20 protein-coding genes are annotated in these 23,564 nt (G+C 37.8%); 4 read left to right on the forward strand and 16 right to left on the reverse strand.

What is annotated here, in order from left to right:
* Window positions 1-159 precede the first annotated feature (159 nt).
* The 7 genes from pfkA to JL53_RS08725 form a co-directional block, all read right to left on the reverse strand.
* A complete protein-coding gene (gene pfkA, locus JL53_RS08695) occupies window positions 160-1,119 on the reverse strand; it encodes a 6-phosphofructokinase (RefSeq protein ID WP_003719864.1) in 960 nt (319 codons plus the stop codon).
* A 287-nt stretch (window positions 1,120-1,406) separates the two neighbouring features.
* Window positions 1,407-2,363, reverse strand: a complete 957-nt coding sequence (locus tag JL53_RS08700; protein ID WP_038407409.1) for an acetyl-CoA carboxylase carboxyltransferase subunit alpha — start codon at window positions 2,361-2,363, stop codon at window positions 1,407-1,409.
* Window positions 2,353-3,237, reverse strand: a complete 885-nt coding sequence (gene accD, locus JL53_RS08705) for an acetyl-CoA carboxylase, carboxyltransferase subunit beta (protein WP_003719866.1) — start codon at window positions 3,235-3,237, stop codon at window positions 2,353-2,355. Before accD ends, JL53_RS08700 begins: the two co-directional genes overlap by 11 nt.
* A gap of 216 nt (window positions 3,238-3,453) precedes the next feature.
* On the reverse strand, window positions 3,454-6,780 hold the full coding sequence (dnaE, locus tag JL53_RS08710) for a DNA polymerase III subunit alpha (protein WP_038407410.1): 3,327 nt from the start codon (window positions 6,778-6,780) through the stop codon (window positions 3,454-3,456).
* Window positions 6,781-6,900: 120 nt separating this feature from the next.
* Complete coding sequence (locus JL53_RS08715) at window positions 6,901-7,836, reverse strand: DHH family phosphoesterase (protein ID WP_003719868.1); 936 nt, start codon at window positions 7,834-7,836, stop codon at window positions 6,901-6,903.
* Window positions 7,837-7,856: 20 nt separating this feature from the next.
* Window positions 7,857-9,170, reverse strand: coding sequence for a CBS-HotDog domain-containing transcription factor YtoI (gene ytoI / locus JL53_RS08720; RefSeq protein WP_038408221.1), 1,314 nt, complete (start codon window positions 9,168-9,170; stop codon window positions 7,857-7,859).
* Between the two features lie 25 nt (window positions 9,171-9,195).
* A complete protein-coding gene (locus JL53_RS08725; RefSeq protein WP_003719870.1) occupies window positions 9,196-9,882 on the reverse strand; it encodes a metal-dependent hydrolase in 687 nt (228 codons plus the stop codon).
* 162 nt (window positions 9,883-10,044) lie between these two features.
* Between JL53_RS08725 and JL53_RS08730 the strand changes: the two genes are divergently transcribed.
* Window positions 10,045-11,142 carry a M24 family metallopeptidase gene (locus JL53_RS08730; protein ID WP_003719871.1) on the forward strand — a complete coding sequence of 366 codons (1,098 nt, stop codon included), beginning with the start codon at window positions 10,045-10,047 and terminating at the stop codon, window positions 11,140-11,142.
* Window positions 11,143-11,279: 137 nt separating this feature from the next.
* Here the strand turns inward: JL53_RS08730 and ald are convergent, their stop codons facing one another.
* A complete protein-coding gene (ald, locus tag JL53_RS08735; protein ID WP_003719872.1) occupies window positions 11,280-12,392 on the reverse strand; it encodes an alanine dehydrogenase in 1,113 nt (370 codons plus the stop codon).
* Between the two features lie 234 nt (window positions 12,393-12,626).
* Here ald and JL53_RS08740 point away from each other — a divergent pair, with 234 nt between their 5' ends.
* Window positions 12,627-13,091, forward strand: a complete 465-nt coding sequence (locus JL53_RS08740) for a universal stress protein (protein WP_003719873.1) — start codon at window positions 12,627-12,629, stop codon at window positions 13,089-13,091.
* A 297-nt stretch (window positions 13,092-13,388) separates the two neighbouring features.
* Window positions 13,389-15,092, forward strand: a complete 1,704-nt coding sequence (locus JL53_RS08745; RefSeq protein WP_038407412.1) for a carboxylesterase family protein — start codon at window positions 13,389-13,391, stop codon at window positions 15,090-15,092.
* Window positions 15,093-15,161: 69 nt separating this feature from the next.
* On the opposite strand, the gene JL53_RS08750 is transcribed toward JL53_RS08745, so the two are convergent.
* The 5 genes from JL53_RS08750 to sppA form a co-directional block, all read right to left on the reverse strand.
* Window positions 15,162-16,355, reverse strand: a complete 1,194-nt coding sequence (locus JL53_RS08750) for an acetate kinase (RefSeq protein WP_014092936.1) — start codon at window positions 16,353-16,355, stop codon at window positions 15,162-15,164.
* Window positions 16,356-16,365: 10 nt separating this feature from the next.
* Window positions 16,366-17,376 carry a class I SAM-dependent methyltransferase gene (locus JL53_RS08755; protein ID WP_038407413.1) on the reverse strand — a complete coding sequence of 337 codons (1,011 nt, stop codon included), beginning with the start codon at window positions 17,374-17,376 and terminating at the stop codon, window positions 16,366-16,368.
* Between the two features lie 187 nt (window positions 17,377-17,563).
* Window positions 17,564-18,061 carry a thiol peroxidase gene (gene tpx, locus JL53_RS08760; protein WP_038407415.1) on the reverse strand — a complete coding sequence of 166 codons (498 nt, stop codon included), beginning with the start codon at window positions 18,059-18,061 and terminating at the stop codon, window positions 17,564-17,566.
* A gap of 60 nt (window positions 18,062-18,121) precedes the next feature.
* Window positions 18,122-18,658, reverse strand: coding sequence for an RDD family protein (locus JL53_RS08765; RefSeq protein WP_038407416.1), 537 nt, complete (start codon window positions 18,656-18,658; stop codon window positions 18,122-18,124).
* A 19-nt stretch (window positions 18,659-18,677) separates the two neighbouring features.
* Window positions 18,678-19,691, reverse strand: coding sequence for a signal peptide peptidase SppA (gene sppA / locus JL53_RS08770; protein WP_038407417.1), 1,014 nt, complete (start codon window positions 19,689-19,691; stop codon window positions 18,678-18,680).
* Window positions 19,692-19,870: 179 nt separating this feature from the next.
* On the opposite strand from sppA, the gene JL53_RS08775 reads away from it, so the two are divergent.
* Window positions 19,871-20,674 carry an NAD kinase gene (locus tag JL53_RS08775; protein ID WP_014092940.1) on the forward strand — a complete coding sequence of 268 codons (804 nt, stop codon included), beginning with the start codon at window positions 19,871-19,873 and terminating at the stop codon, window positions 20,672-20,674.
* Between the two features lie 36 nt (window positions 20,675-20,710).
* Here JL53_RS08775 and argF read toward each other — a convergent pair whose 3' ends face one another.
* Genes argF through argB form a run of 3 tightly spaced genes read right to left on the reverse strand, consistent with a single transcriptional unit; the run spans window position 20,711 to window position 23,564 of the window.
* On the reverse strand, window positions 20,711-21,661 hold the full coding sequence (argF, locus tag JL53_RS08780; RefSeq protein ID WP_003719882.1) for an ornithine carbamoyltransferase: 951 nt from the start codon (window positions 21,659-21,661) through the stop codon (window positions 20,711-20,713).
* Complete coding sequence (locus JL53_RS08785; protein ID WP_074673916.1) at window positions 21,658-22,818, reverse strand: acetylornithine transaminase; 1,161 nt, start codon at window positions 22,816-22,818, stop codon at window positions 21,658-21,660. The genes argF and JL53_RS08785 overlap by 4 nt, the downstream gene beginning before the upstream one ends.
* Window positions 22,818-23,564 carry an acetylglutamate kinase gene (gene argB, locus JL53_RS08790; protein WP_038407419.1) on the reverse strand — a complete coding sequence of 249 codons (747 nt, stop codon included), beginning with the start codon at window positions 23,562-23,564 and terminating at the stop codon, window positions 22,818-22,820. The genes JL53_RS08785 and argB overlap by 1 nt, the downstream gene beginning before the upstream one ends.

Genomic DNA, 23,564 nt, shown 5'->3' on the forward strand with positions numbered 1-23,564 from the left:
CATGGTAACGATAACAGGAAAACGTTTTCTAGATTGCTACAGCATGCTTACTCAGCAATTTACTTCTTTTTTTCATAAAGTTTATTTTAATACGTGACTAAAATTTTTCACAAAGAAAGGCTACCATGCTTTGTCATGGCAGCCAGCTCTTCAGCCGTTTTAAATCGACAAAATAGAAGCAAGATCAAACAGTTGTTTATCACAAACATGCTTTTCTTTCAAAATTTCACCAATATTATTTTCGACAATACGATTTTCGCGGATTCCTACAGCTAAACCACCACGATTTTCTAATAATAATTCTACCGCATGCGCGCCAAGACGGCTTGCCAGCACACGATCAAATGCAGTTGGGCTTCCACCACGTTGAACATGTCCTAAAACAGTCACACGTGCATGATAGTCGCCATATTCAGCTAATTGTTTAGCAAATTCATTTCCTGACATAACACCTTCTGCAACGACGATAATGCTATGTTTTTTACCACGTTCACGACCTTTGTTTAAACGATCCACGATATCATCCATATTGAATTCTTGTTCAGGTACGATGATAGCTTCAGCGCCGCCACCAAGACCAGACCAAAGTGCGATATCCCCGGCATCACGACCCATTACTTCAATAATAAAAGTACGTTCATGACTTGTTGCTGTATCACGGATTTTATCTAATGCATCTAAAACAGTATTTAGTGCAGTATCAAAACCAATGGTGAAATCAGTACCAGAAATATCATTATCAATCGTTCCTGGAATACCAATAGTTGGAAAACCACGCTTTGTAAGTGCTTCTGCTCCGTGGTAAGAGCCATCTCCACCGATAACAACTAAGCCGTCGATTTGATGTTTTTTCAGTTGTTCAATTCCTTTAAGTTGTCCTTCTTCTGTAGCAAATTCAGGATATCTTGCAGAATAAAGGAATGTTCCTCCACGATGAAGTATATCACCAACAGAACCTAACTCTAATTTATGGATATCACCATTAACCAAACCTAAAAAGCCATAGTTAATACCATAAACTTCAAGTCCTTCATAGATCGCTTTACGTACAACAGCACGAGTGGCTGCATTCATACCTGGAGCGTCTCCTCCACTTGTTAAAATTGCAATTCGTTTCATTTTACTTACCACCTCAGACAATGATATTGTTTTTCATCACATGTGTTTATTCTACATGAAAAAGAGTTAAATGGAAAGCGCCAATAAGACACTTTTTTCGCTAATAGAAGCAACTGTATTTCCATTCTCATATCGGTCTATCCGATTATTGCAAATAAATAGCTATATACAGTTAAAACAAAATAATTGGTCTATACTTGTGAAGTAATAAACTTTTCTTTATTCATTTCGGTATATACCAAAGAAGAAGATTCCCTAAGTGGAGGAAATCTTCTTCTTTTCGTGCTTTATAAAGTTTCGTACACGCCGATTTTCTTAAATTTTTCATAACGCTGCTCGATTAATTGCTCCTCGGAAAATGCCATTAAAGCATGTAACGATTTGGTAATGGTTTTATTAATTTCTTCTGCTTGTGCAGCTAAGTCGCGATGTGCTCCACCTTTGACTTCTGGAATAATTCCATCTGTAATATGGAGCTCGTACAAATCTCCCGCTGTGATGCGCATAGATTCAGCTGCTTTTTTTGCTTGACCTGCATCTTTCCATAAAATCGCCGCTGCTCCTTCTGGTGATATAACTGAGAAAACCGCATTTTCCAGCATAAATATCTGATTACCGACACCTAAAGCAAGTGCCCCACCGCTACCACCTTCACCAATAACTATAGAAATGATTGGTACTTTCATATCGCTCATTTCGTAAAGGTTTCTAGCAATTGCTTCACTTTGCCCACGTTCTTCAGCTGCACGGCCAGGATAGGCTCCTTTTGTATCAATAAAACAAATAATTGGTCGACCAAATTTATCTGCTTGTTTCATCAAGCGAAGTGCTTTACGGAAACCTTCTGGATGTGGCATTCCAAAATTACGATGCAAATTATCTTTTGTATCTTTACCACGTTGATGCCCAATGACAGTAACAGGAGTACCCTTGAATGTCGCAATTCCACCAACGATAGCTGCATCATCACCAAATGCACGGTCACCATGAAGTTCCATGAAATCTTCAAATAAAAGCGGAATGTAATCTAGCGTGGTAGGCCGTTCTGGATGGCGGGCAACTTGGAACTTATCCCATGCAGTCATATTACTGTAAATGCTCGCTTCTAATTTAGCTAGCCGTTTTTCTAACTTTTCGATTTCATTCGATAAATCGACATCGGAAGTTTCGTTGTATTCTTTTAAATCGGCAATTTTACTTTTTAATTCTAAAATGGGCTTTTCAAATTCCATTTCATTCGGCATCGGATTCACCTCCTGGTTCAGGTGTTTTCACGTGGATTTTTAAAATAAAACTTAATTTATTTTGCAAATCAAGCCGCGAAATACAATCATCTAATTGCCCATGTTTAAGCAAAAATTCAGATGTTTGGAAGTCTTCTGGTAGCTCTTCCCGGACAGTTTGTTCAATCACTCGGCGTCCAGCGAAACCGATAAGTGCTCCGGGTTCTGCAAAATTATAATCGCCAAGAGAAGCAAAACTAGCAGAGACTCCCCCAGTTGTCGGGTGGGTCATTACGGTGATTACTAATCCACCATGATTGCTAAACCGTTTGAATGCTGCTGAGGTTTTTGCCATTTGCATAAGAGAAATCATCCCTTCTTGCATCCGAGCGCCACCTGAAGCAGTAAATATAACAAAAGGTTTCTTTGTCTTATCTGCTTCTTCTACTGCACGAAGAATTTTTTCGCCAACGACAGAGCCCATGCTCGCCATTCTAAAGCGAGAGTCCATCACAGCAATAACTAGCGGATTTCCATCCATTGTCGCATGGCCAGTAACAATTGCTTCATTCAAACCTGTTTTTTGCTTATCTTTGTCGATTCGATCCATATAATTTTCAAAACCAAGTGGATTGGCTGTAGTTAAATTAGCATCGAGTTCTTCAAAAGAATCTTCATCAACAAGCATATCAATTCTTACTTTTGCCCCAATTGGATGATGAAAACCACAATAATTGCATACCATCAAGTTTTTTTGCAATTCTTTGGTATACATTATTTTTTTACATTCTGGACATTTTGTCATAATACCTTCCGGAACATCCGCTTTCGTACCATCGGAAGGAATTGTGGCATATTTTCTCTTTTTTGGTTTTGTAAACAAGTCTCCTAGCAAGGATAACCCTCCCCATTTACGCTTTCTATTGTGGTATTAACGGTTTTTGAATGTTATAAAATGAAAAAATATAAAGACATGAAACATATTTTTGACCGCATTTTCCCATAAGAAGACAAAATGCCAGTCCGTCCGAATAATCATTGGACAGACTGCGCAATATCGTTTCCCACGTTAAACTATAACATACTTTCTATAAATATAGAAAGTCTAAGATTACTTAAACACAACATTCTCTTTCCCAAGAAGCTCTACTAGCGCCTCTTGTAATTCATTTGAAGGCGAAACTTGAATATTTTTTAATTCGGTTGTTTGCTTAGTCAGGGCATGATGGATAATGACCTTTGACTTCCCTTTAAATTGTACCAAAATAGGTCTTATTTGTTCCATTTGCGTTGGTTCTGTTAATTTGATAAATAGCCTTGCAGGAGCTTTCACTTTTTTTAAATCTTCTGCTTGGTTGACAATTAGTTGAAGTTCTCCGTTTCTTTTGTCTGCTTTGACATGCAGGAAAAGAATTTCTCCTTTTTGAGCAAGCGAAGCGTACTTGCGATAGCTTTCTGGAAACATCACAGCGCTTAATTCTTTCGTATCATCACTGATAGTCATAAAACACATTGTTTCGCCTTTTTTGGTCCTAATAGATTTTACTTCATGGATATAAACAGCTACTTGATACATTTTTCCGGAACTAATATTCGCAAGTCTAGTAATAGTCAAATTTTGTAATTTTGTTTGATAGTATGATACCGGATGCGCAGACACGTATTGACCTGTATATAGTTTTTCCTTTTCTAATTTTTCATCTATCGAAATGGGCGCAGTTTTCCGGTAACGTGGTTTCATTTTCTTCAAGAAATCATCGTCTTCTGCAAAAAGATTCATCCCTTTAGAATCTTCACCCAGAAGAGAAATGTATTGCAGTACTGCATCAATCGTTGCTAAAATAGTTGCTCGGTCTTCTCCGAACTCATCAAAACATCCGGATAAAACTAACGCTTCTAATACCGTTTCTGACAGCATTTTATGTGGCATTCTTTCACAAAAATCAAAGAAGTCTTGAAAAGGCGCTTTTTTTCGTTCGTTGATAATTTCGAGAACGAATTTGGTTGGTACTTTCCGAATAACACGAAAACTATAGCGGATAGATGTTTCGCTTTCCATTTGGAAATAATAATTACTATGATTAATACTTGGCGCTAACATATGAATACCATAATTTTTTGCTTCGGTAATATATTGGGCAATCTTATCGTCATTTCCGAAAACAGAACTTAGTAAGGAAGACATAAACGCTGCTGGGTAGTTTGCTTTAAGGTAAGCTAATTGAAAGGCAATTTTGGAATATGCGGCGGCATGACTCCGGTTAAATCCATAATTTGCAAATTGCACAATCATATCATAGACTTGATTGGCGCTACTTTCAGAATAACCTTTACTTCTCGCCCCTTCCACAAAATGAATACGTTCTTCCTGTAGCACATCTGCTTTTTTCTTACTTACTGCACGACGTAATAAATCTGCCTCGCCAAGTGAAAATCCAGCCATTTGGTTAGCAACTTGAATAATTTGTTCTTGATAAACGATAACGCCATATGTCACTTCTAAAATCGGCGCCAAATCAGGATGCGGGTATTGTATCGCTTCTTTCCCATGCTTTCTAGCAATAAATGTATCAATTTGCTCCATTGGGCCTGGACGATAAAGCGCATCTACTGCAACAATATCTTCAAAAGAGGTTGGTTTTAACTTTCGAAGTACACGACGAATTCCATCAGATTCAAACTGAAAAACACCTGTGGTATCCCCAGTTTGGAATAATTTTAACGTTTTTTCATCTTCTAGTGAAATATCTGCCAAAGTTAACGGCTTTTCTCGGGTATAGTTGACCGACTTTAACACACGATCAAGTAAACTTAAATTTCTAAGTCCAAGAAAGTCCATTTTAAGTAAGCCGATTTTTTCTAATTCTCCCATGGCAAACTGAGTTAAGCGTGCATCGCCACTACCTAATTGCAGAGCGACTTGTTCAACAAGCGGTTTATCACTAATGACAATTCCGGCTGCATGGGTGGAAATATGGCGCGGTAACCCTTCTAGCTGACAGGCTACTTCCCATATCATTTCATTTACTTTCGAACTTTTTATATGGTTTTCTAGCCGCGGATTTTCTTGAATCGCTTTGTGTAAAGTAATCCCTAATTGGCTTGGGATAAGTTTAGACCATTCAGATAAAAGCACGGAATTCAGACCAAAACTCCTTGCCGTATCACGAATCGCTGCTTTTGCTGCAAGCGTACCAAATGTACCAATTTGTGCCACATGTGCTTCCCCGTATTTTGATACAACATAAGAAATTACTTCATCACGACGATTATCTGGAAAATCCAAGTCAATATCTGGCATGGTGATTCGCTCTGGATTTAAAAAACGCTCAAATAGCAAGTTATATTTAATCGGATCAACATCGGTAATTCTTAACACAAAAGAAACTAACGATCCCGCTGCCGAGCCACGACCAGGGCCTGTTAAAATTCCGACCTCTCTAGAATAACGAATAACATCCCAAACGATAAGAAAATAATCTGCAAATCCCATTTCTGTGATTACTTTTAACTCATAATCCAAACGTTCTTGATATTCTGGTGCCATTAATCCTCGCTCTTCTAATCCAGCATAGGCCGTTTGTCGTAAAAACTCCGACGCCTTTTGCTTAGCTTCCAAAGGGAAACGTGGCAATAAATGTTGATCAAGAGCGATTTTCACTTGGCAACGATCTGCTAATTTGCCAGTTTCCTCACAAGCTGTTTTTTCAAAATCGTTTTGCCACTCTCGCTCCATTTCTTCCTGCGAAGTAAAGTAATTCGGACCTGCAAGTGGTAGCGTTGTCCAATCAACCGTACGATTATCTCGAATGGCCGTCAAAACTTCTTTTGCCTGCGCATCTTTTGGTTCAATATATTGTACATCCTTCGTTGCTACTGCACGAATGTTTTCTTCCGCACAAAACGTTTGGATTTTTGCGAAAAGGCGAGGGTTTTCTTTTTGTAACGACAAATAAACAGAATTCTCTCCAAAAATAGTGACTAAATTTTGGTAGGCTTCTAACGCCCCGTCCTGATTTTCTTCCATAAGTAGCCGCTCCACTTCCCCTTTGGCACCTGGCGAAATCGCGATGAGATTACTACTATAAGCTCGTAGCCAACTTTGCGGAAGTTCTTGTCCTTCTTCACGCGTTTGAATGGCACTAGCGATTTTAAGTAACTCGTGATATCCAGCAGTCGTTTCCGCAATTAATATCAACTCATAGGAATTAATTGGATTTAAATAACCTTGTATTGTTACTGTCATCCCAATAATTGGTTTTATATCTGCCGCTAAACATTTTTGGTAAAACTCAACTGCACCGTAAAGCACATTTTTATCCGTAATTGCCAAGGCTGGATAATGGTATTCTTTTGCTTTAGCGACAAGCGAATCAATTGATGCAGTACTTGAAAGTAAATCATATGCGCTCGCAACTTGTAAGTGAACAAATCCCACTATCCTCTCTCCTTTCAAAACTCTCTTTTCCCATTATATCGGTTAAATCTAAAAAAAGAAAGTGTGTTCGTGTTTTTACATAAAAATAAAGCCAGGTAAGTATCTGACTTTATTCTCATTCTATTTATCCGCACAAATTAATTGCAATTTTTTAGTCATTTCTTGAATTTCTTCGTCGTTATGAAGTGTAGCTCCAGATGCTAACGGATGACCACCACCGCCGTATTCCTTCGCTAGTTCATTAATTACCGGGCCTTTTGAACGTAAGCGTGCTCTAAAGACTGGGCCTTCTTGAATGAACATAATCCAAGCTTTTATCCCTTCAACATTCTCAACTAACGAAACAAGCGCAGAAGCATCTTTTGGATTAACTTCAAATTCATTCAAAAGTGCCTCACTCAAATAAACAGTTGCAGCACCATTTTCATCCATCACAAAATTTTGTAATATATAACCAGAAAGTTTCACTGTATTCTTCGGTAGTTCATATAATTCCCGGTAAAGTGCTGGTCTATCAAAGGGAAACGTCACTAAATGCGCAGATAATCTCAGCGTTTCTTCGGTCGTACTTGGATAAAGAAATCTTCCTGTGTCGCCTACAATCCCCGCATATAATAGCCGTGCTGCAGTTTGATTTAACTCGAGCTCTTCTGAAAAAGTTTCCCAAAAGTCTACAATCATTTCGCTGCAAGAAGAAGCATTGGTATTCACCCAAAGCAAGTCCCCATATGCATCATCATTCGGGTGATGATCAATTTTAATTAGTTTTTTACCGAGACTAAAGCGCTGGTCTGAAACACGCTCTTGATTTGCCGTATCACAAACAATAACGAGTGCCTCTTTATAAATTTCATCTGTAATCTCATCCACTTTACCAAGGAACTGCAAGGATACTTCATCATTTCCAACTGAATACACTTTTTTCTTTGGAAAGCTTGTACGAATAATTTCGGCAAGCCCCATTTGTGAACCGTATGCATCAGGGTCTGGACGCACATGACGATGCAAAATAATTGTTTCAAATTGTTTTATTTCTTGTAAAATTTCTGTTTTCATTGTTTCGCCTCAGTTTCTGTTTAGCGTTCCATCATTTGACAAGCAACAATGGCTTTTCCAATCAAAATGCCCTCTAAATAAAGTTCCACATCTAACTTTCCCGCTTTACGTCCCATTTCTAAAATACGGGGTTTAATCACGATAGTCGCATCCATTTGAACAGGTTTCAGAAAATACATGGTTACATTTTCAATAGCAACGTTACGTTTTTTCATGGAAAATAATTTTTGTTGAACGACTTCACAAACCACTTCTGTAAATACGCCGTAAGACAAAGTCCCTAGCGAATTGGTCATTTGTGGACTAACTTTAAATTCATAGTCAGCATCTACACCTGTATCCGCTTTTTCGGAAAGTTGGTTGGCAATAGTGTCATCAATTGTTTCCCCAACTTGTGGCTGTTTTTGAATCATTTGCATCGATTTTAAAATATCTTGCCGGCTGACAATACCAATTAAGCTTAAATCATCTTTTACCACCGGAATGACTTCAATGCTTTCCCAAATCATCATATGCGCTACGGATGCTACACTCATTTTAGGACCGACTGTTAACGGATTTTTTGTCATTACTCGTTCAATGGAAATACTTGGATTTTTTTCTAAAATATCTTTGCTCGTTACCATCCCAGTTAGTCGCATTGCTCGATTGACTACAGGAAAGCGGCTGTGTCCAGTAGAACCTTCCGTTTTGTGCCAGTCTTCTACTTTATCTGCCGTTGACAAAAAAGCGGTTGTTTCCAGTGGTGTTAAAATATCCTCCACAAAAACAACTTCTTTTTTGATTAACTGGTCATAAATAGCCCGATTAATCATCGTTGCTACTGTAAATGTATCATATGAAGTAGATAAAATAGGTAGTTCTTTTTCATCTGCTAAGCGCTTTACTTCATCATCTGTATCAAATCCACCAGTGATAAGTACCGCTGCCCCACGCTTCAAAGCAAGTTCATGAGCACTCACACGGTTTCCGACAATAAGTAAATTGCCAGCATCAGTGTAGCGTTCCATTGCTTCGACTGTCATGGCTCCGATAACAAACTTATTGAGTGATTTATATAATCCTGCACGACCACCAAGTACTTGGCCATCAATCATATTAACAATCTCTGCAAAAGTTAATTTTTCTATGCTGTCTTTTTGCTTTCGTTCAATCCGAAGCGTCCCTACTCGCTTAATAGTAGAAACAAAGCCAATAATTTCTGCGTCTTTGATTGCTCGGTAAGCAGTCCCTTCACTTACAGACAAATTTTTGGCGATTTTCCGCACAGAAATTTTTTCTCCAACCGCAAGATTTTCAATGTATTTTAAAATCTGTTCATGTTTTGTGGCCACGACTTGTTCACCCATTTCTTTTTTGTTAGATTTCGATTCCTTCACCAATCTCTAGTACTTTTCCAGTAATCCCTGTATCAAGTGAGGCAACAAACTTATGTGGATCTTGTTCAATAAGCGGAAATGTATTGTAGTGCATCGGAATAACCATTTTTGCTTGTAAAAATCGAGCTGCAATTGTTGCATCTTCTGGTCCCATCGTAAAATTATCACCAATTGGTAAAAAGGCAACATCGAGTGGATTTAATTCTCCAATTAATTTCATATCAGAAAATAGTCCAGTGTCTCCTGCAAAATAGATGTTTTTCCCTTCTATCGTAAAAACAATTCCGGTTGGAAAGCCTAAATTTATTATCCGGCCATCTCGAACTGTTTGCGAACCATGAAAAGCTTGCGTAAGTTTCACTTGACCAAAATCAAACTTTCTTTTCCCACCAATATGCATCGCAGCAGTTTTTTCAAGCCCTTCTTCTACTGCTAAAAATGCAGCTAAATCCGCGTTACAAATGACTTCTGCTCCAGCATTTTTCGCAATCTGAACTGTATCACCAACATGATCATCATGCCCATGTGACAGAACAATATAATCTGGCATTTGCTCTTCTGCTTTCAAATCACATTTTTTATTCCCGGAAATAAATGGATCAACTAAAATAGTTGTATCCCCAGTAATAATTTTAATACAAGACTGACCATGAAACGAAATCTTCATGTTAAAAAACTTCCTTCCCGATTAATATTCGATGTGTATTATTGTACCACTCCCATTATAAACTAATATATAACACCTCGTAAACTAGAAGGTATTTATTAGCAAAATATTTCCAACCCGTGTTATCATTGGATAGAAATCAATTGGAAAGAAGGTACAATAATGGAAAAAAATATCGATGTCCTACAAAATTGGTTGAAAGACCAAGATGCTGAGGTAGCATTTTTGACGGACCCAGAGAATATTGCTTATTTTTCTGGCTACCATAGTGAACCACATGAGCGTGTACTTGGATTAGCCATTTTCCCAGAAAGCGAACCATTTCTTTTTACACCGGCTTTAGAAGTAGAAGATGTTCGTGGAGGCGATTGGTGCCATCCAGCATATGGATATAATGACACGGAGAACCCCTTCACCATCATTGCGGCTGAAATAAAAAAACGTATAGCCAAACCAAGTAAATTTGCCATCGAAAAGAAACATATGAGCGTGGACCGTTACGAACAACTCTCCGGGCTATTCGATGGTAGCTCTTTCATTCCGATTGAACATAAAATTGAACAAATTCGCCTTATTAAAACAGAAACCGAATTAAAGATTTTAAAAGAAGCCGCCTTACTTGCTGATTATGCAGTACAAGTTGGCGTTGATGAAATTGCAGAAGGTAAAACAGAAGCCGAAATCGTCGCGAAAATTGAATATGAAATGAAGAAAAAAGGCGTAACAGCAATGTCTTTTGATACCATGGTGCTTACTGGAAAAAATGGTGCCCTACCACATGGTACTCCTGGTGAAACGAAAATCAAAAAAGGTGATTTAGTTTTATTTGATTTAGGCGTTGTCCACAAAGGTTATTGCTCAGACATTACGCGAACAGTTGCTTTTGGTGACATTTCCGATGAGCAGAAAAAGATTTATGAAACCGTTCTAGAAGCACAAGTTACTGCAGTGAAAAAGGTAAAAGCCGGAGTGAAAGCAAGCGAAATTGATTTAACTGCTAGAAACATTATTCGCGAGGCTGGTTATGGGGATTATTTCCCGCATCGTCTTGGTCACGGCCTTGGCGCTAGTGTTCACGAGTTCCCTTCTATTACCGAAACAAACAACATGAAACTACAAGAAAATATGGTATTTACCATCGAACCAGGTATTTATGTTCCAGGTGTTGCTGGTGTTCGTATAGAAGATGATCTTGTTGTAACCAAAGATGGCGTACAAGTACTAACAGAATTCCCAAAAACATTGCAAGTTATCCAATAGTAAAAAAGAAGCTTTAAACTGAAAAATAAGCAGGAATCTTGTATATTCCATTTTAAAAATGGCTTTATACAATGATTTCTGCTTATTTGCTTCCAAATTTTTATTGTTAAATTTAGTTTTATCCTAGTTGCTTTTTATTAAATTAATTCCTTGCTGTCTTTGTAAGCTAACCCTAGAGAATCAGCAACAGCTTGATACGTAATATGTCCTTGATAAGTATTTAGTCCACGACGTAAGAATGGGTCTTTTTTCACTGCCGCTTCTAAGCCTTCATTTGCAAGTTTTAACCCAAATGGTAAAGTAGCATTGGTGAGGGCTAAAGTAGATGTCCGCGGAACTGCTCCCGGCATATTTGCGACCGCATAATGAAGCACACCGTATTTTTCATAGGTTGGATTATCGTGGGTCGAAACATGATCTGTTGTTTCAAAAATACCACCTTGATCAATAGCAATATCCACAAGTACTGACCCTGGAATCATTTGTTTGATGACATGCTCTTTAACTAGTTTTGGTGCTTTTGCTCCTGGGATTAATACCGCTCCAATAACTAAATCCGCCTTTTTCACTGCTGTTTCAATATTAAAATCATTCGACATTAATGTTTGCACTTGATTGCCAAAAATATCCTCCAGTTCGCGAAGCCGATTTAAATTCTTATCAAGAATAGTAACATTAGCTCCGAGGCCTGTCGCAATTTTAGCTGCATTTGTTCCAGCAATTCCGCCTCCAATAATAACTACTTCACTCTTCTCCACACCAGGTACTCCACCAAGTAACACACCCATGCCACCATTTGTTCTTTGTAAAAATTGCGCACCAATTTGAGCCGCCATTCGTCCAGCAACTTCACTCATTGGCGAAAGTAGCGGTAATGTGTGATCGGCAAGCTCCACTGTTTCATAAGCTACACTATTTACTTTACTTTGCATTAATGCCTCTGCAAGTGTTGGTTCATTAGCCAAATGTAAATAGGTGAAAAGTAACAAGTCTTCTTTGAAATATGTATACTCGGATGCTATTGGTTCTTTTACTTTCACAACCATATCAACATACCAAGCTTCTTTAGCTGTTTCAACAATTTTTGCTCCCGCTTGTACAAAATCAGCATCTTGATAATTAGACCCGATACCCGCACCCTTTTCCACGTAAACAGTGTGTCCTGCATTCACATAGGAAAAAACGCTGGCCGGAGTCATCGCCACCCTATTCTCGTTATTTTTTATCTCTTTTGGTACGCCGATTAACATGAAAATCACTCTCCTTGGCATAGGTATTATAGACTATCAAAAAAATTCTACATCATCATGCTAACACAATATACCTAAGTTGTAAAAAAAACTAATCTAAATTCACACAAAAGAATGGTAAAAAACAAAAACTAATTCAGAATCGTAATTTATTTTCCAATTAATGGTTCTTTTATGAAAAAAAGGGTAAAATATAAATATAGAAGATACATATTTTTGATTGGAGGAATTATTATGTTACAACAATACGAAAGAGTTTTAGTCGCAGTCGACGGGTCCAAAGAAGCAGAAAGAGCATTCCAAAAAGCCATTCAGGTCGCTAATCGTAATGATGCAGCGCTTGGTCTTGTACATGTTATTGACACTCGTGCTTTTTCATCTGTAGCTAATTATGATACAAGCATGGCTGACAAAGCTACAGAATATGCGGATGAGTTACTTAGTGGTTACAAAGAAGATGCTTTAAAAGCAGGTGTAACAAAAGTCGAAAGCTATATTGAATATGGTTCACCAAAAACGGCTATTACAAAAGAAGCAGCAAAAGCATTCCAAGCTGACTTAATCATGTGTGGCGCTACAGGTCTAAACGCGGTAGAACGTTTATTGATTGGTAGTGTATCCGAATATATCATTCGCCACTCCCCTTGTGACGTACTAGTTGTCCGCAATGATGTACCAGATTACAAAGATGAAAAATAAGTTGACATGATAAAACAGGCGCTTTCTTTGAAAAGCGTCTGTTTTTTTGTCCCAATATAGAAATGTAAACATGATTATAACGTATCAAATAAACATAAAAAAATCCAAATGTGGCAATTAAGTAAATTTTATTTAGTTCGTATTGTTTTTATCGAATTCCATGCTATATTTAAGTCATCTTCTATTTTGTTAAAGGAATGTAACCTTTTGGGCATAACCTGAAACAAACTCGTACTTTTTAAGTGCGCGTTTGTTTCAGGTTTTTTATTAGCTAATTTAATTATAAGGAGTGGGAAAATGAAAAAGTGGATGTTGTTAATGTTAGTTGGTTGTTTGCTTATAATCGCTGGGTGTGGAGCCAATCAAAACACAAAAAAAGATAGTTTAGTTTACAAAAAAGGGGTAACAGTAACTACTAAATATGGAGAGGTGAAAGGTTATAAGGATAAAAATGAAAGCGTTTTAGTTTGGAAGGGTGTTCCTTATGCCAAGGCGCCAGTAAAAGATTTGCGCTGGAAAAAACCAGAAAGTCCTGCAAAATATGAAGGGACAATGGACGCAACAAAAGATAAAGAGGTTTTTATTCAAACAACCCAAGATGGTGTAACAGGAAACGAAGAAAGCCTGAACATGAACATTTATCGTCCAGATACTTCTGAGAAAAAATTACCAGTTATGGTTTACATCCACGGCGGGAACAACCAAGTTGGCAGTGCAACCGAAATTGGCGGAGAAGCTTTTGTAAAAGATTTAAATACCATTTTCATCTCCGTTGATTATCGTCTTGGAGCACTTGGTTTTAATCCACTACCAGCCCTCAACACAGGTGATAAACTAGAAGATTCAGGTAATTATGCTTTACTTGATATGGCAAAGTCACTTGATTGGGTTAAAGAAAATATCGAAGCTTTTGGCGGAGATCCAGATAACATTACGTTCACAGGTTTTTCTGCAGGTGGTAGAGATGTAATGGCATCACTCACTTCTCCCATTTTTAAAGATAAATATCAAAAAGCAATCGCCTTTAGTGGTGGAATGACTGTTGCTGACCCAGATGACAGCGTAAAAGTTTTCGCCAAAGCAATTGCGCCCCTCGTTGTAGAAGACGGTGTGAAAGCAACCGAAGATGAAGCTTACACTTGGTTACAAGAAGATAAAAAAGAAGTTCGTGATTATTTGTATGGTCTTTCCGCTGAAAGATTAAGCAAGTTAATGGGAAATGCTTCCATTCGAATGAGTGCCTTCCCTCACTTGTACACTGATGGAACTGTCCTTCCCAAAGATGGTTTTGATACAAAAGACTATAATAACGTCCCTTTAATCATGTTATCCGGTACAAGTGAATTCTCCTTTTTCGCAATGGGAGACCCTTACTTTGCAGAAAGTATTGCTAGTGGAGATATTCTAAAAGATTCTGAAAAACTTGCAGAGTTTCATTTTGCCAAACAATACGGTAGTGATTTTTATTCTCTATTTAATACAGAGTTATCTGCTGAAAAAATGTCGCAAAATTATGATGCACCAATTTACAATACGAAAATGCCGTTTGGAACAAATTTAAAAACAACTACTGATATGAGCCTTGTTGGCGCTTATCATGGTGTGTTTATCCCCTTCTTAGATAGTAACAATCAGACGTATTTGTCGACCATGGCAGAATCCTATCAGTTACCCGGTGCAAAAGATTTACAAGAACAATTCCGCGCCTATCTAAAAAATTTCTTGCATGATGGAAACCCAAATGGAGATAACTTAACGAAATGGACTGCGTGGAGCAATAACAATCCAAGTAGCCTGATTTTAGATGCTAATGACAACCAAGCTCAAATTGAAATGAAAAAAGAAACCGATACAAATCAAGCTATTATTGAACGTATCGAAGCAGATGCTAGTATTTCTGATGTAGCTAAAAATCAAATAGTTCATCAAGTCTTAAACGGCAGATGGTTTAGCGACGATTTAGATGCCTACTACTCAAACCCTAGTTTATGGCCTAACTAAATTGTCAAAAAAAGAACGCCCTTTCCAAATAGAAGGGACGTTCTTTTTTATAAGACTAAAAATTGCTTTTTAGCGATTATTTTTGATTGTTTCCACATCACGAGCAATCATTAATTCTTCGTTTGTTGGAATAATGATAACTTTTACTGGGGAGTGTGGGTAGTTAAGGAATCTTTCTTCACCGCGCACTTGATTAAGTGCTGGATCCCAGTATACACCCATAAATTCTAAACCTCGGAGTACTTTTTCACGGATAAAGGAACTATTTTCACCAATACCTGCTGTGAAAATAATGGCATCTACACCGTTCATCCTAGCTGCATAAGAACCAATATACTTATGGATACGATCAACAAATACTTGAAGTGCAAGTTCGGCACGATCATTTCCTTTTGCTGCTTCATCTTCAAGATCACGAAGGTCACTAGAAATACCAGATACACCAAGCATACCAGATTCTTTATTCAAGACATCTAATACTTGTTCTGCAGTTTTACCAGTTTTTTCCATGATAAACGGAATAAGTGCCGGGTCAATATTACCAGAACGAGTTCCCATTGAAACGCCAGCAAGTGGTGTGAATCCCATGGAAGTATCCATTGATTTTCCGCCTTCAATTGCAGCAATACTAGCACCATTACCAAGGTGACAAGTAAGTAAACGCAATTCTTCAACTGGACGACCTAAAAGTTCTGCCGCACGTTCAGATACGTATTTATGGCTTGTACCATGAAACCCATATTTACGGATACCATAATCTTCATAGTATCTGTATGGCAAGCTGTATAAATAACTTGCAGGCGGCATTGTTTGATGGAAGGCTGTATCAAAAACGGCAACCGAAACAACATCAGGTAAGATTTTACGGAATGCTTTAATTCCAGTAACATTAGCTGGATTATGAAGTGGCGCAAGTTCGGATAATGCTTCGATATCTTTAATCACTTCATCGTCAATATAAACGGACTCAGGGAATCTTTCGCCGCCGTGAACCACACGGTGACCAATTCCTGTAATTTCATCATAAGAACCGATGACTTTATGATTAATTAATTTTTCGAGTAGCATTTGCACAGCGATTTCATGGTCAGGAATATCAACCACTTCTTTGATTTTTTCTCCGTCTACAGTAATTGTAAAAATAGAATCTTTTAAACCAATTCTTTCTACAATACCTGCTGTAATAACTCGTTCAGATGGCATATCGTATAATTGGAATTTCAGTGATGAGCTTCCGGCGTTAATTGCAATTGTTTTTTCCATTTTGTTTTTGTCAATTCCTTCCATTATTGTTTCCCTTGAACCAATTCTCAATTTCCGCCAAGATCGGCGCAGTAATGCTTGGATCTGTAAGCGATGAGAGATTAGCAAGTAAAACTTCTTTTGGCGGCTTCACATTTTCTGCCGCTTTCCGTAAAATCAAGATGCTTTTTCGTGCTTGTTCAGACTTAAACAGTGTTTCGGGCAATTTAATAATTCCCTCGATATGACCATTTTTCTTGATAAACTTGTCCACCTTAGCAAAGTCACTAGTCCCAAACATTGCGTCAGGTACCAAAAAGAATAAATATCCTCCTGGTTTTGTGTAGCGCATCCCCTGTTCCATAAACAGGCAATGTGCAAATGAATGCCCTTCTTCACGGCAAAGCTCAAATGATTTTGCATTCTCATCATCTGGATAAAAGCCAACAGGTAAATCGCTTACAACCACATCAACCGGATCTACTAATAGGTTCGCTAACCCATCTTGATGAAGGAGTGTCATTTTTTGTCGCTGCAAATCCGCGCCAACAAGTGCAAGAGAAATAAGCAAATCATCTACATCCACTCCACTCGCATGAATCTCCATGCCTTCCTTTAATTCTAGTTGATTAATCACAGTAGTTAAAAGGTTTGCTGTGCCACAAGCAGGATCCAAAATAGAAATATTTTTCTTTTTTTGAATCACTTTTTCAAGTAAATATGCCACAATAAATCCGATCGAATCTGGTGTCATTTGGTGATTTACTTGAATGCCGTGTTTCATGCCTTTGAGTAGTGCGAGCTGAAGACCTTTGCGAATTTCTTCATTAGAGAAATTTTCGAGTTCTATACTTTCATAATACTCTTCTAATTTCGTTTGTTTCTCAGAAGACAACTCTTCTTTTTGTAAAACTTCTTTTTGAAACAGATTTTCACCTGTTTCATAAACCGCTTCCAAATAGCTTATTTCAAGTTCATTTTGCAAGATAATAGCCGTACTATCAAGCACTTGAAATAATTCTTGCGTTGCTTCATTTGCCAAAAGTAACACCTCGAATTTTTATCATTACTAACACCACAAAACATTATACAGTATTTCCGCAGAATGTGAAAGGATTTTCTATAATAAAACAAGAATCATCTAGGGAAATCTCGTATTAGAATTAGTACAGTTTATCTTTAGTAATAATACAGAAAAAAGCCCTCCTAATGAAAGGAGAGCTTTTAGCTTAGGCGTTTTTAGCGGCTTCTATTGCTGCTTCATAATTAGGATGATCGCTGCCTTCTAGGACCACTTCTGTGTATACAATTTCACCTGCTGCATTCACAACAAATACGGAACGAGCTAATAAGCGAAGTTCTTTCATAATCACACCATAAGCTTCCCCGAAAGAAAGATCCCGATGATCAGATAACGTAATTGCGTTTGGTAAGCCTTCTGCTGCACACCACTTCTTTTGTGCGAATGGTAGGTCAACTGAAATTGTCAAAACAACCGTATTATCTAAGTTGCTTGCTTCTTCATTAAATTTACGAGTTTGCGTCGAACAAACACTTGTATCTATCGAAGGTACAACACTAATAAGTCTAACTTTCCCATCGTAATCCTGCAATGTTACTTCTTCTAAATCCCTATTTACAACTGTAAAGTTCGGTGCTTTATCCCCCACTTTTCGTTCTGTACCAATTAAGGTAACTGGATTATGCTTAAATGTTACTTGAGTCATTATTCTTCCTCCTTTAATTTGACGCTTCTACTTCATTTTAAAGAAGATAATCGTTATAAGCTATTTTTTTGCTCCATTTGACCATTTATCATCTAATTCTAAGTAGCCACTGTGTACAACAGAAGTAGACTCAAGAAAATCAGCAATCCCTTGTTTGTTTGGCGTAAAAGCACATACTAAGTATAGGGGCCAAACCGTTTTCAAAATAAAGCGAATCGCTCCTTCACGAAATAAAACGGTTAACCAAGATAATTTTTCCCCATTAAGTTTAATCACACGAAGTCCAAAAAGCATTTTGCCAAGTGTTTGTCCGAAAAACTTTGTTAACAAAACAAAATAGGTTAAAAAGACAAGCGTGGTACCAATCCAGTAAATCGAGAAAAAGCTTTTGTCCATTGAAATTCCTGCGACACGGAAAATAGGATTAACGAGAATGCCAGTAATCGCCAGGATAGTAACTAAATCTACTAGATAAGCTAAAAACCGAATCCAAAAACCTGCAAAATATTGCTTTGGAATAGTGTTTTCCGGAAGTGTTTTAGGTTCGTAGTGATAGACTTGGCGTTTATTTTGAAAAGCAATATGTTCTTCGGTCATTGATTGTTCCCCTCCCCCGTTACTCTCCATATAAATACATCATCCTTGGAGCTTGTAATGTTCCAGTTAATTTAATTAATTGAGTGATATCTGCATTTTGACCAGTCATTTTTTGAGTGGCTACAGAAAAGAAAGAACCAAAGCTTGTGGGCTCATCATATTGAACAACAGACGCATTAGATAACTTTTCCTCTTTTTTGAGTGCAGCCAAGGCATCTTCTTGATAACCAAATTCATCAATCAAACCATTTGCTTTTGCTTGGCGGCCATCATAAATCCGACCATCCGCAATTTTACGAACTTGTTCTTCACTCATCCCACGACCTTTAGCCACTACTTGGACAAATTCATTATACGAGTCATCGATCATGGATTGCATAATCTTTTTCTCGTCTTCTGTCATCGGTCTCGTTGCGCTCATGATATCTTTATGGGTACCACTTTTAATGGTGTTATCAGAAATTCCAAGTTTTTTCATTAACTCACTGTAGTCGTACCCTTGCATAATAACGCCAAGTGAGCCGGTAAGTGTTTCTTTACTAGCAAAAATTTTGTCAGCTGGTGCGGAAATATAATACCCACCGGAAGCTGCCATACTCCCCATTGAAACATAGAATGGAATGGAACGTTCTTTTTTGATTTGTAAAATTTTATCACGAATTTGTGCAGATTCCATTACGCCACCACCTGGTGAATTTACATATAATAGCACCCCTCTTATCGACTCATCATCACGAATTTGCTCTAACTGATCCATGAAGAACGTATGATTATACCCAGCATCCCCGAATAAAGAACTACTTCCCCCTGTATCTTGAATCGTTCCATCAACAGATAAAACGGCTATTTTACTTGGTCCAGCATCTTCTATAACGGTTTCTGTTAATTCATTTGTCCCTGCAAACAATGTATCAATTACCGCCATTTCTTCCTCTTCTTGATTTGCTAGTTGAGTTGATGTAACTTTCGCTAACGCACTTACAATTAAAAGCGCGAGAACGATTCCTAGTGCAATCCATCTTTTAGCATTCATTAAATTCTCCCCTTTTTCATTTAAGATACTGTAATAATACCAGTCTCGTTTATTTTGTACAAATTTCTATTCTAATTGTGCTTCATTTCACTTTTTTCTGGATGAAGAAAGAAATTGCCTCTAAGTCATGTTATAATAAGTTTGTTGATTTAAAAATGTATTCTGGAGGGACAACTAACATGGCAAAAACTATTTTTTATTTTTCCTATCGAAAAACAGAAGAACTGCATGCAAAAGCAAAAGAATTAAAGAAAATTACAACTGACAACGGTTATGAACTAACGGATGACTATCAAAAAGCAAACGTTATTATTAGTATCGGTGGCGATGGTGCTTTCCTTAAATCCGTCAGAGAAACTGATTTCCGTCAAGATTGTTTATATGCTGGGATTGCATTAACAGAGCAATTAGGCCAATACTGCGATTTCCATATTAATCAATTAGATGAAATTATTAAAGCAGCAATAGAAGATCGCTGGTTAGTTCGTCGTTACCCGACGATTTATGGAACAGTTAATAACACCAAAGCATTTTATGTATTAAATGAATTTAACATCCGTTCTTCTATCATTCGTACACTAACAATGGATCTTTATATTAATGACTCTCACTTTGAAACTTTCCGCGGTGATGGTATGGTTATTTCTACACCAACCGGAAGTACAGCATATAACAAATCAGTGAACGGTTCGATTGTTGATCCATTACTCCCTTCAATGCAAGTAAGTGAACTCGCTTCCATTAATAACAACAAATTCCGGACATTAGGCTCTTCTTTCATTCTTAGTCCAAAACGTAAATTACGAATCGAAATCTCTTCAGAAGAGGGAAACAATGAATTTCCAATGATTGGAATGGACAGTGAAGCATTAAGCATTCAACATGTTCATGAAGTGAATTTGGAAGTTGGCGACCGCTTTATCAATATTATCAAATTACCTAAAAATTCATTCTGGGACAAAGTAAAACGTAATTTCTTATAAAAAGAAACAGTCTGGCCAAGCTCGGCCAGACTGTTTTTATGTTGCTTCTAATATAGCTGCGAGTAATGCTTTTTGCGCGTGTAGTCGATTTCCTGCTTGCTGATAAATAACCGAATGTTCCCCGTCGATAATTTCCGCTGTCACTTCTTCTTCCCTGTGTGCCGGTAAGCAATGTAAAAAATGATAATCTGATTTCGCATATGTTACTAATTCTGCATTCACTTGGTATTTTTCACCAAAGTCCATTAACCTTTTTGCGTTCTCCTCTTCTTGCCCCATGCTCGTCCAAACATCGGTATAAATAAAGTCAGCATCCATCACTGCAAGTTTTGGGTCCTCGGTAATAAAAATTTTACCCCCTGTTTCTGCTGCTAATTTTTGTGCAGTTAACAGTATCTCTTCATCTACCTCATATCCTTTTGGCATTGCCAGACTCATATCTAAGCCGACCATCGCACCAGCTATAAGTAAAGAATGGCAAACATTGTTTCCATCTCCAATATAAGCTAGCTTCACTCCATTAAATTGATCTTTCCATTCATAAATCGTCATTAAATCCGCGAGCGCTTGGCAAGGATGATGTAAATCCGTTAATCCGTTGATAATCGGAATCTCCGCGTGTAGTGCAAGTTCTTCTACCTTGTGATGGTTAAAAGTTCGAATCATAATAGCATCAATATATTCTGACATCACGTGAGCAGTGTCTTTGATTGGTTCCCCGCGACCAATTTGTAATTCTTTTGAGCTCATAACAATCGCTTGTCCCCCAAGCTGCAATATCCCCGCTTCAAAAGAAACCCTGGTTCTTGTCGAAGGTTTGTCAAAAATCATCCCTAATATTTTCCCGCTTAAAATATGACTGTAATGAGCCGGATTCGTTTTCATCAAAACTGCATGCTCAATCATCTCTTTTATTTCAGCTTTATTCCATTCCAGCAAACTCAGCATGTCTTTTCCAAAAGTATTCGTTTTCGTATCCACTTTCATCCCTCTTCACTCCCAATCAATTGATTTTCTAAAACCTTTTCAAGTAAATTCGCAGCTTGATTCATTTCCGCATAACTTACTGTTAACGGCGGCAAAATTCGAAGGACATTGGATCCAGCTGTAAGTATGAGCAATCCTTGATCCATCAGGTTATTTACAATCAAATCTGCACGACAGACCACTTCTATACCAATAAGAAATCCTTCCCCACGAATACTCGTTACACTTGCTAAATTAGCACATTTTACTTCTAATAAATCTCTGAAATACTCCGATTTTGCTTGTACTTCTTCTAAAAAACTTGGCTGCTTTACAGTCATTAAAACTTCTTTTGCTGCTGCAAGCGCAATTTTATTCCCGCCAAAAGTAGAACCATGACTTCCAGGTCCAAAAGCGCCACTAAGTTTTGATTTCCCAATCATCGCTCCAATTGGCAGGCCATTTCCTAGCCCTTTTGCTAAAGTAAAAATATCTGGATCCAAGCCAATATGCTGATAACTATAAAGAGCACCCGTCCGGCCAAGTCCTGTTTGTACTTCATCAATAATTAATAATGCACCCACTTTTTTACATAATCGCTGAACTTCAAGCAACCATGCTGCACTTGCAGGAATAACGCCACCTTCTCCTTGAATAATTTCCAGCATCACAGCAGCTGTATTTTCATCAATCGCTGTTTGAAATGATGTTATATCATTAAACGGAATATATGTAAAACCTGGTACAAGGCCACCGAATCCTTGATGAATTTTTGCTTGAGCAGTTGCTGACATGGAACCAAAAGTCCGGCCATGAAATGATTTTTCAAACGTGATGATTTTCTCTTTTCCTGTATATTTTCTTGCCAACTTTAACGCTGCTTCATTTGCTTCTGTTCCGCTATTACAAAAAAATACTAATCTATCTTCCTCGCCAACAATCAGTTCAGCAACATTATCTTGTAAAGTAGATTCATATAAATTTGATGTATGCCAAATATTCGCCAATTGTATTTGGATTGCAGCAGTAACGTTTTCCGGACAATGTCCTAAATTACAAACGGCAATCCCACTTGTGAAATCAAGATATTCTTCTCCCGTTTTAGCTGTAACGACTGTTCCTTTCCCTTGGACTAAATCAACAGGGAATCTAGTATATGTCGGAAAAATATGTTGCATCATATCACCACCTTACTTATTTTAGTCCCCATTGTTGAAAGTGAATCTGTAATAATTACTTGATGAACCCCATTTTCCACGGCAAATGCAGCACTTGCTAGCTTTGGAATCATTCCACCCTTTATTACGCCGGTTGTTTGCAGTTGCTCCATATCTGAGCTAGCTATCTCAGCCAATATTTCAGAGCCATTTCGCACACCAGGGACATCCGTTAAGAGATAAAGAGCCTCTGCCTTTAGCGCACTTGCTACTTCACAAGCCACCGTATCTGCATTCACATTTAACCAGTGGTATTCTTTATTCATCCCAAGTGGCGCAATAACTGTGACTATATTTTTCCCAAGTAGCTGTTCTATTAAAGTTGTTTTTACTTTGATAATCTCACCGACAAGCCCGAGTTCACTATCACTTGCTTGCATAGCTTCAAGTAAACCAGTATCACCAGCATTCAAACCAATTACCGTGATTCCCCGTTTTTGAAAAGCGGTTGTAATCATCGGCTGAACTTGGCCAATTAACACCATCTTAGTAACTTCCAAAGCAGCTGGAGTTGTTATTCGCAACCCGTTTTTTGTTTCTACAGGAATTTCCATTGCTTGCATCATTTTTGTTACGTAATGACCACCACCATGAACAATAACTATTTTCTTTCCGTCTAATTGCCATTTAGTGATTTGTTCAAAGAATGCTTCTGTCAAATTGTCACTTGCTACTCCACCTAATTTGATGACAATCGTATTTTTCAT

Origin of the sequence: Listeria ivanovii subsp. londoniensis, from assembly GCF_000763495.1 — a bacterium.
Taxonomy (GTDB): Bacteria; Bacillota; Bacilli; order Lactobacillales; family Listeriaceae; genus Listeria; species Listeria londoniensis.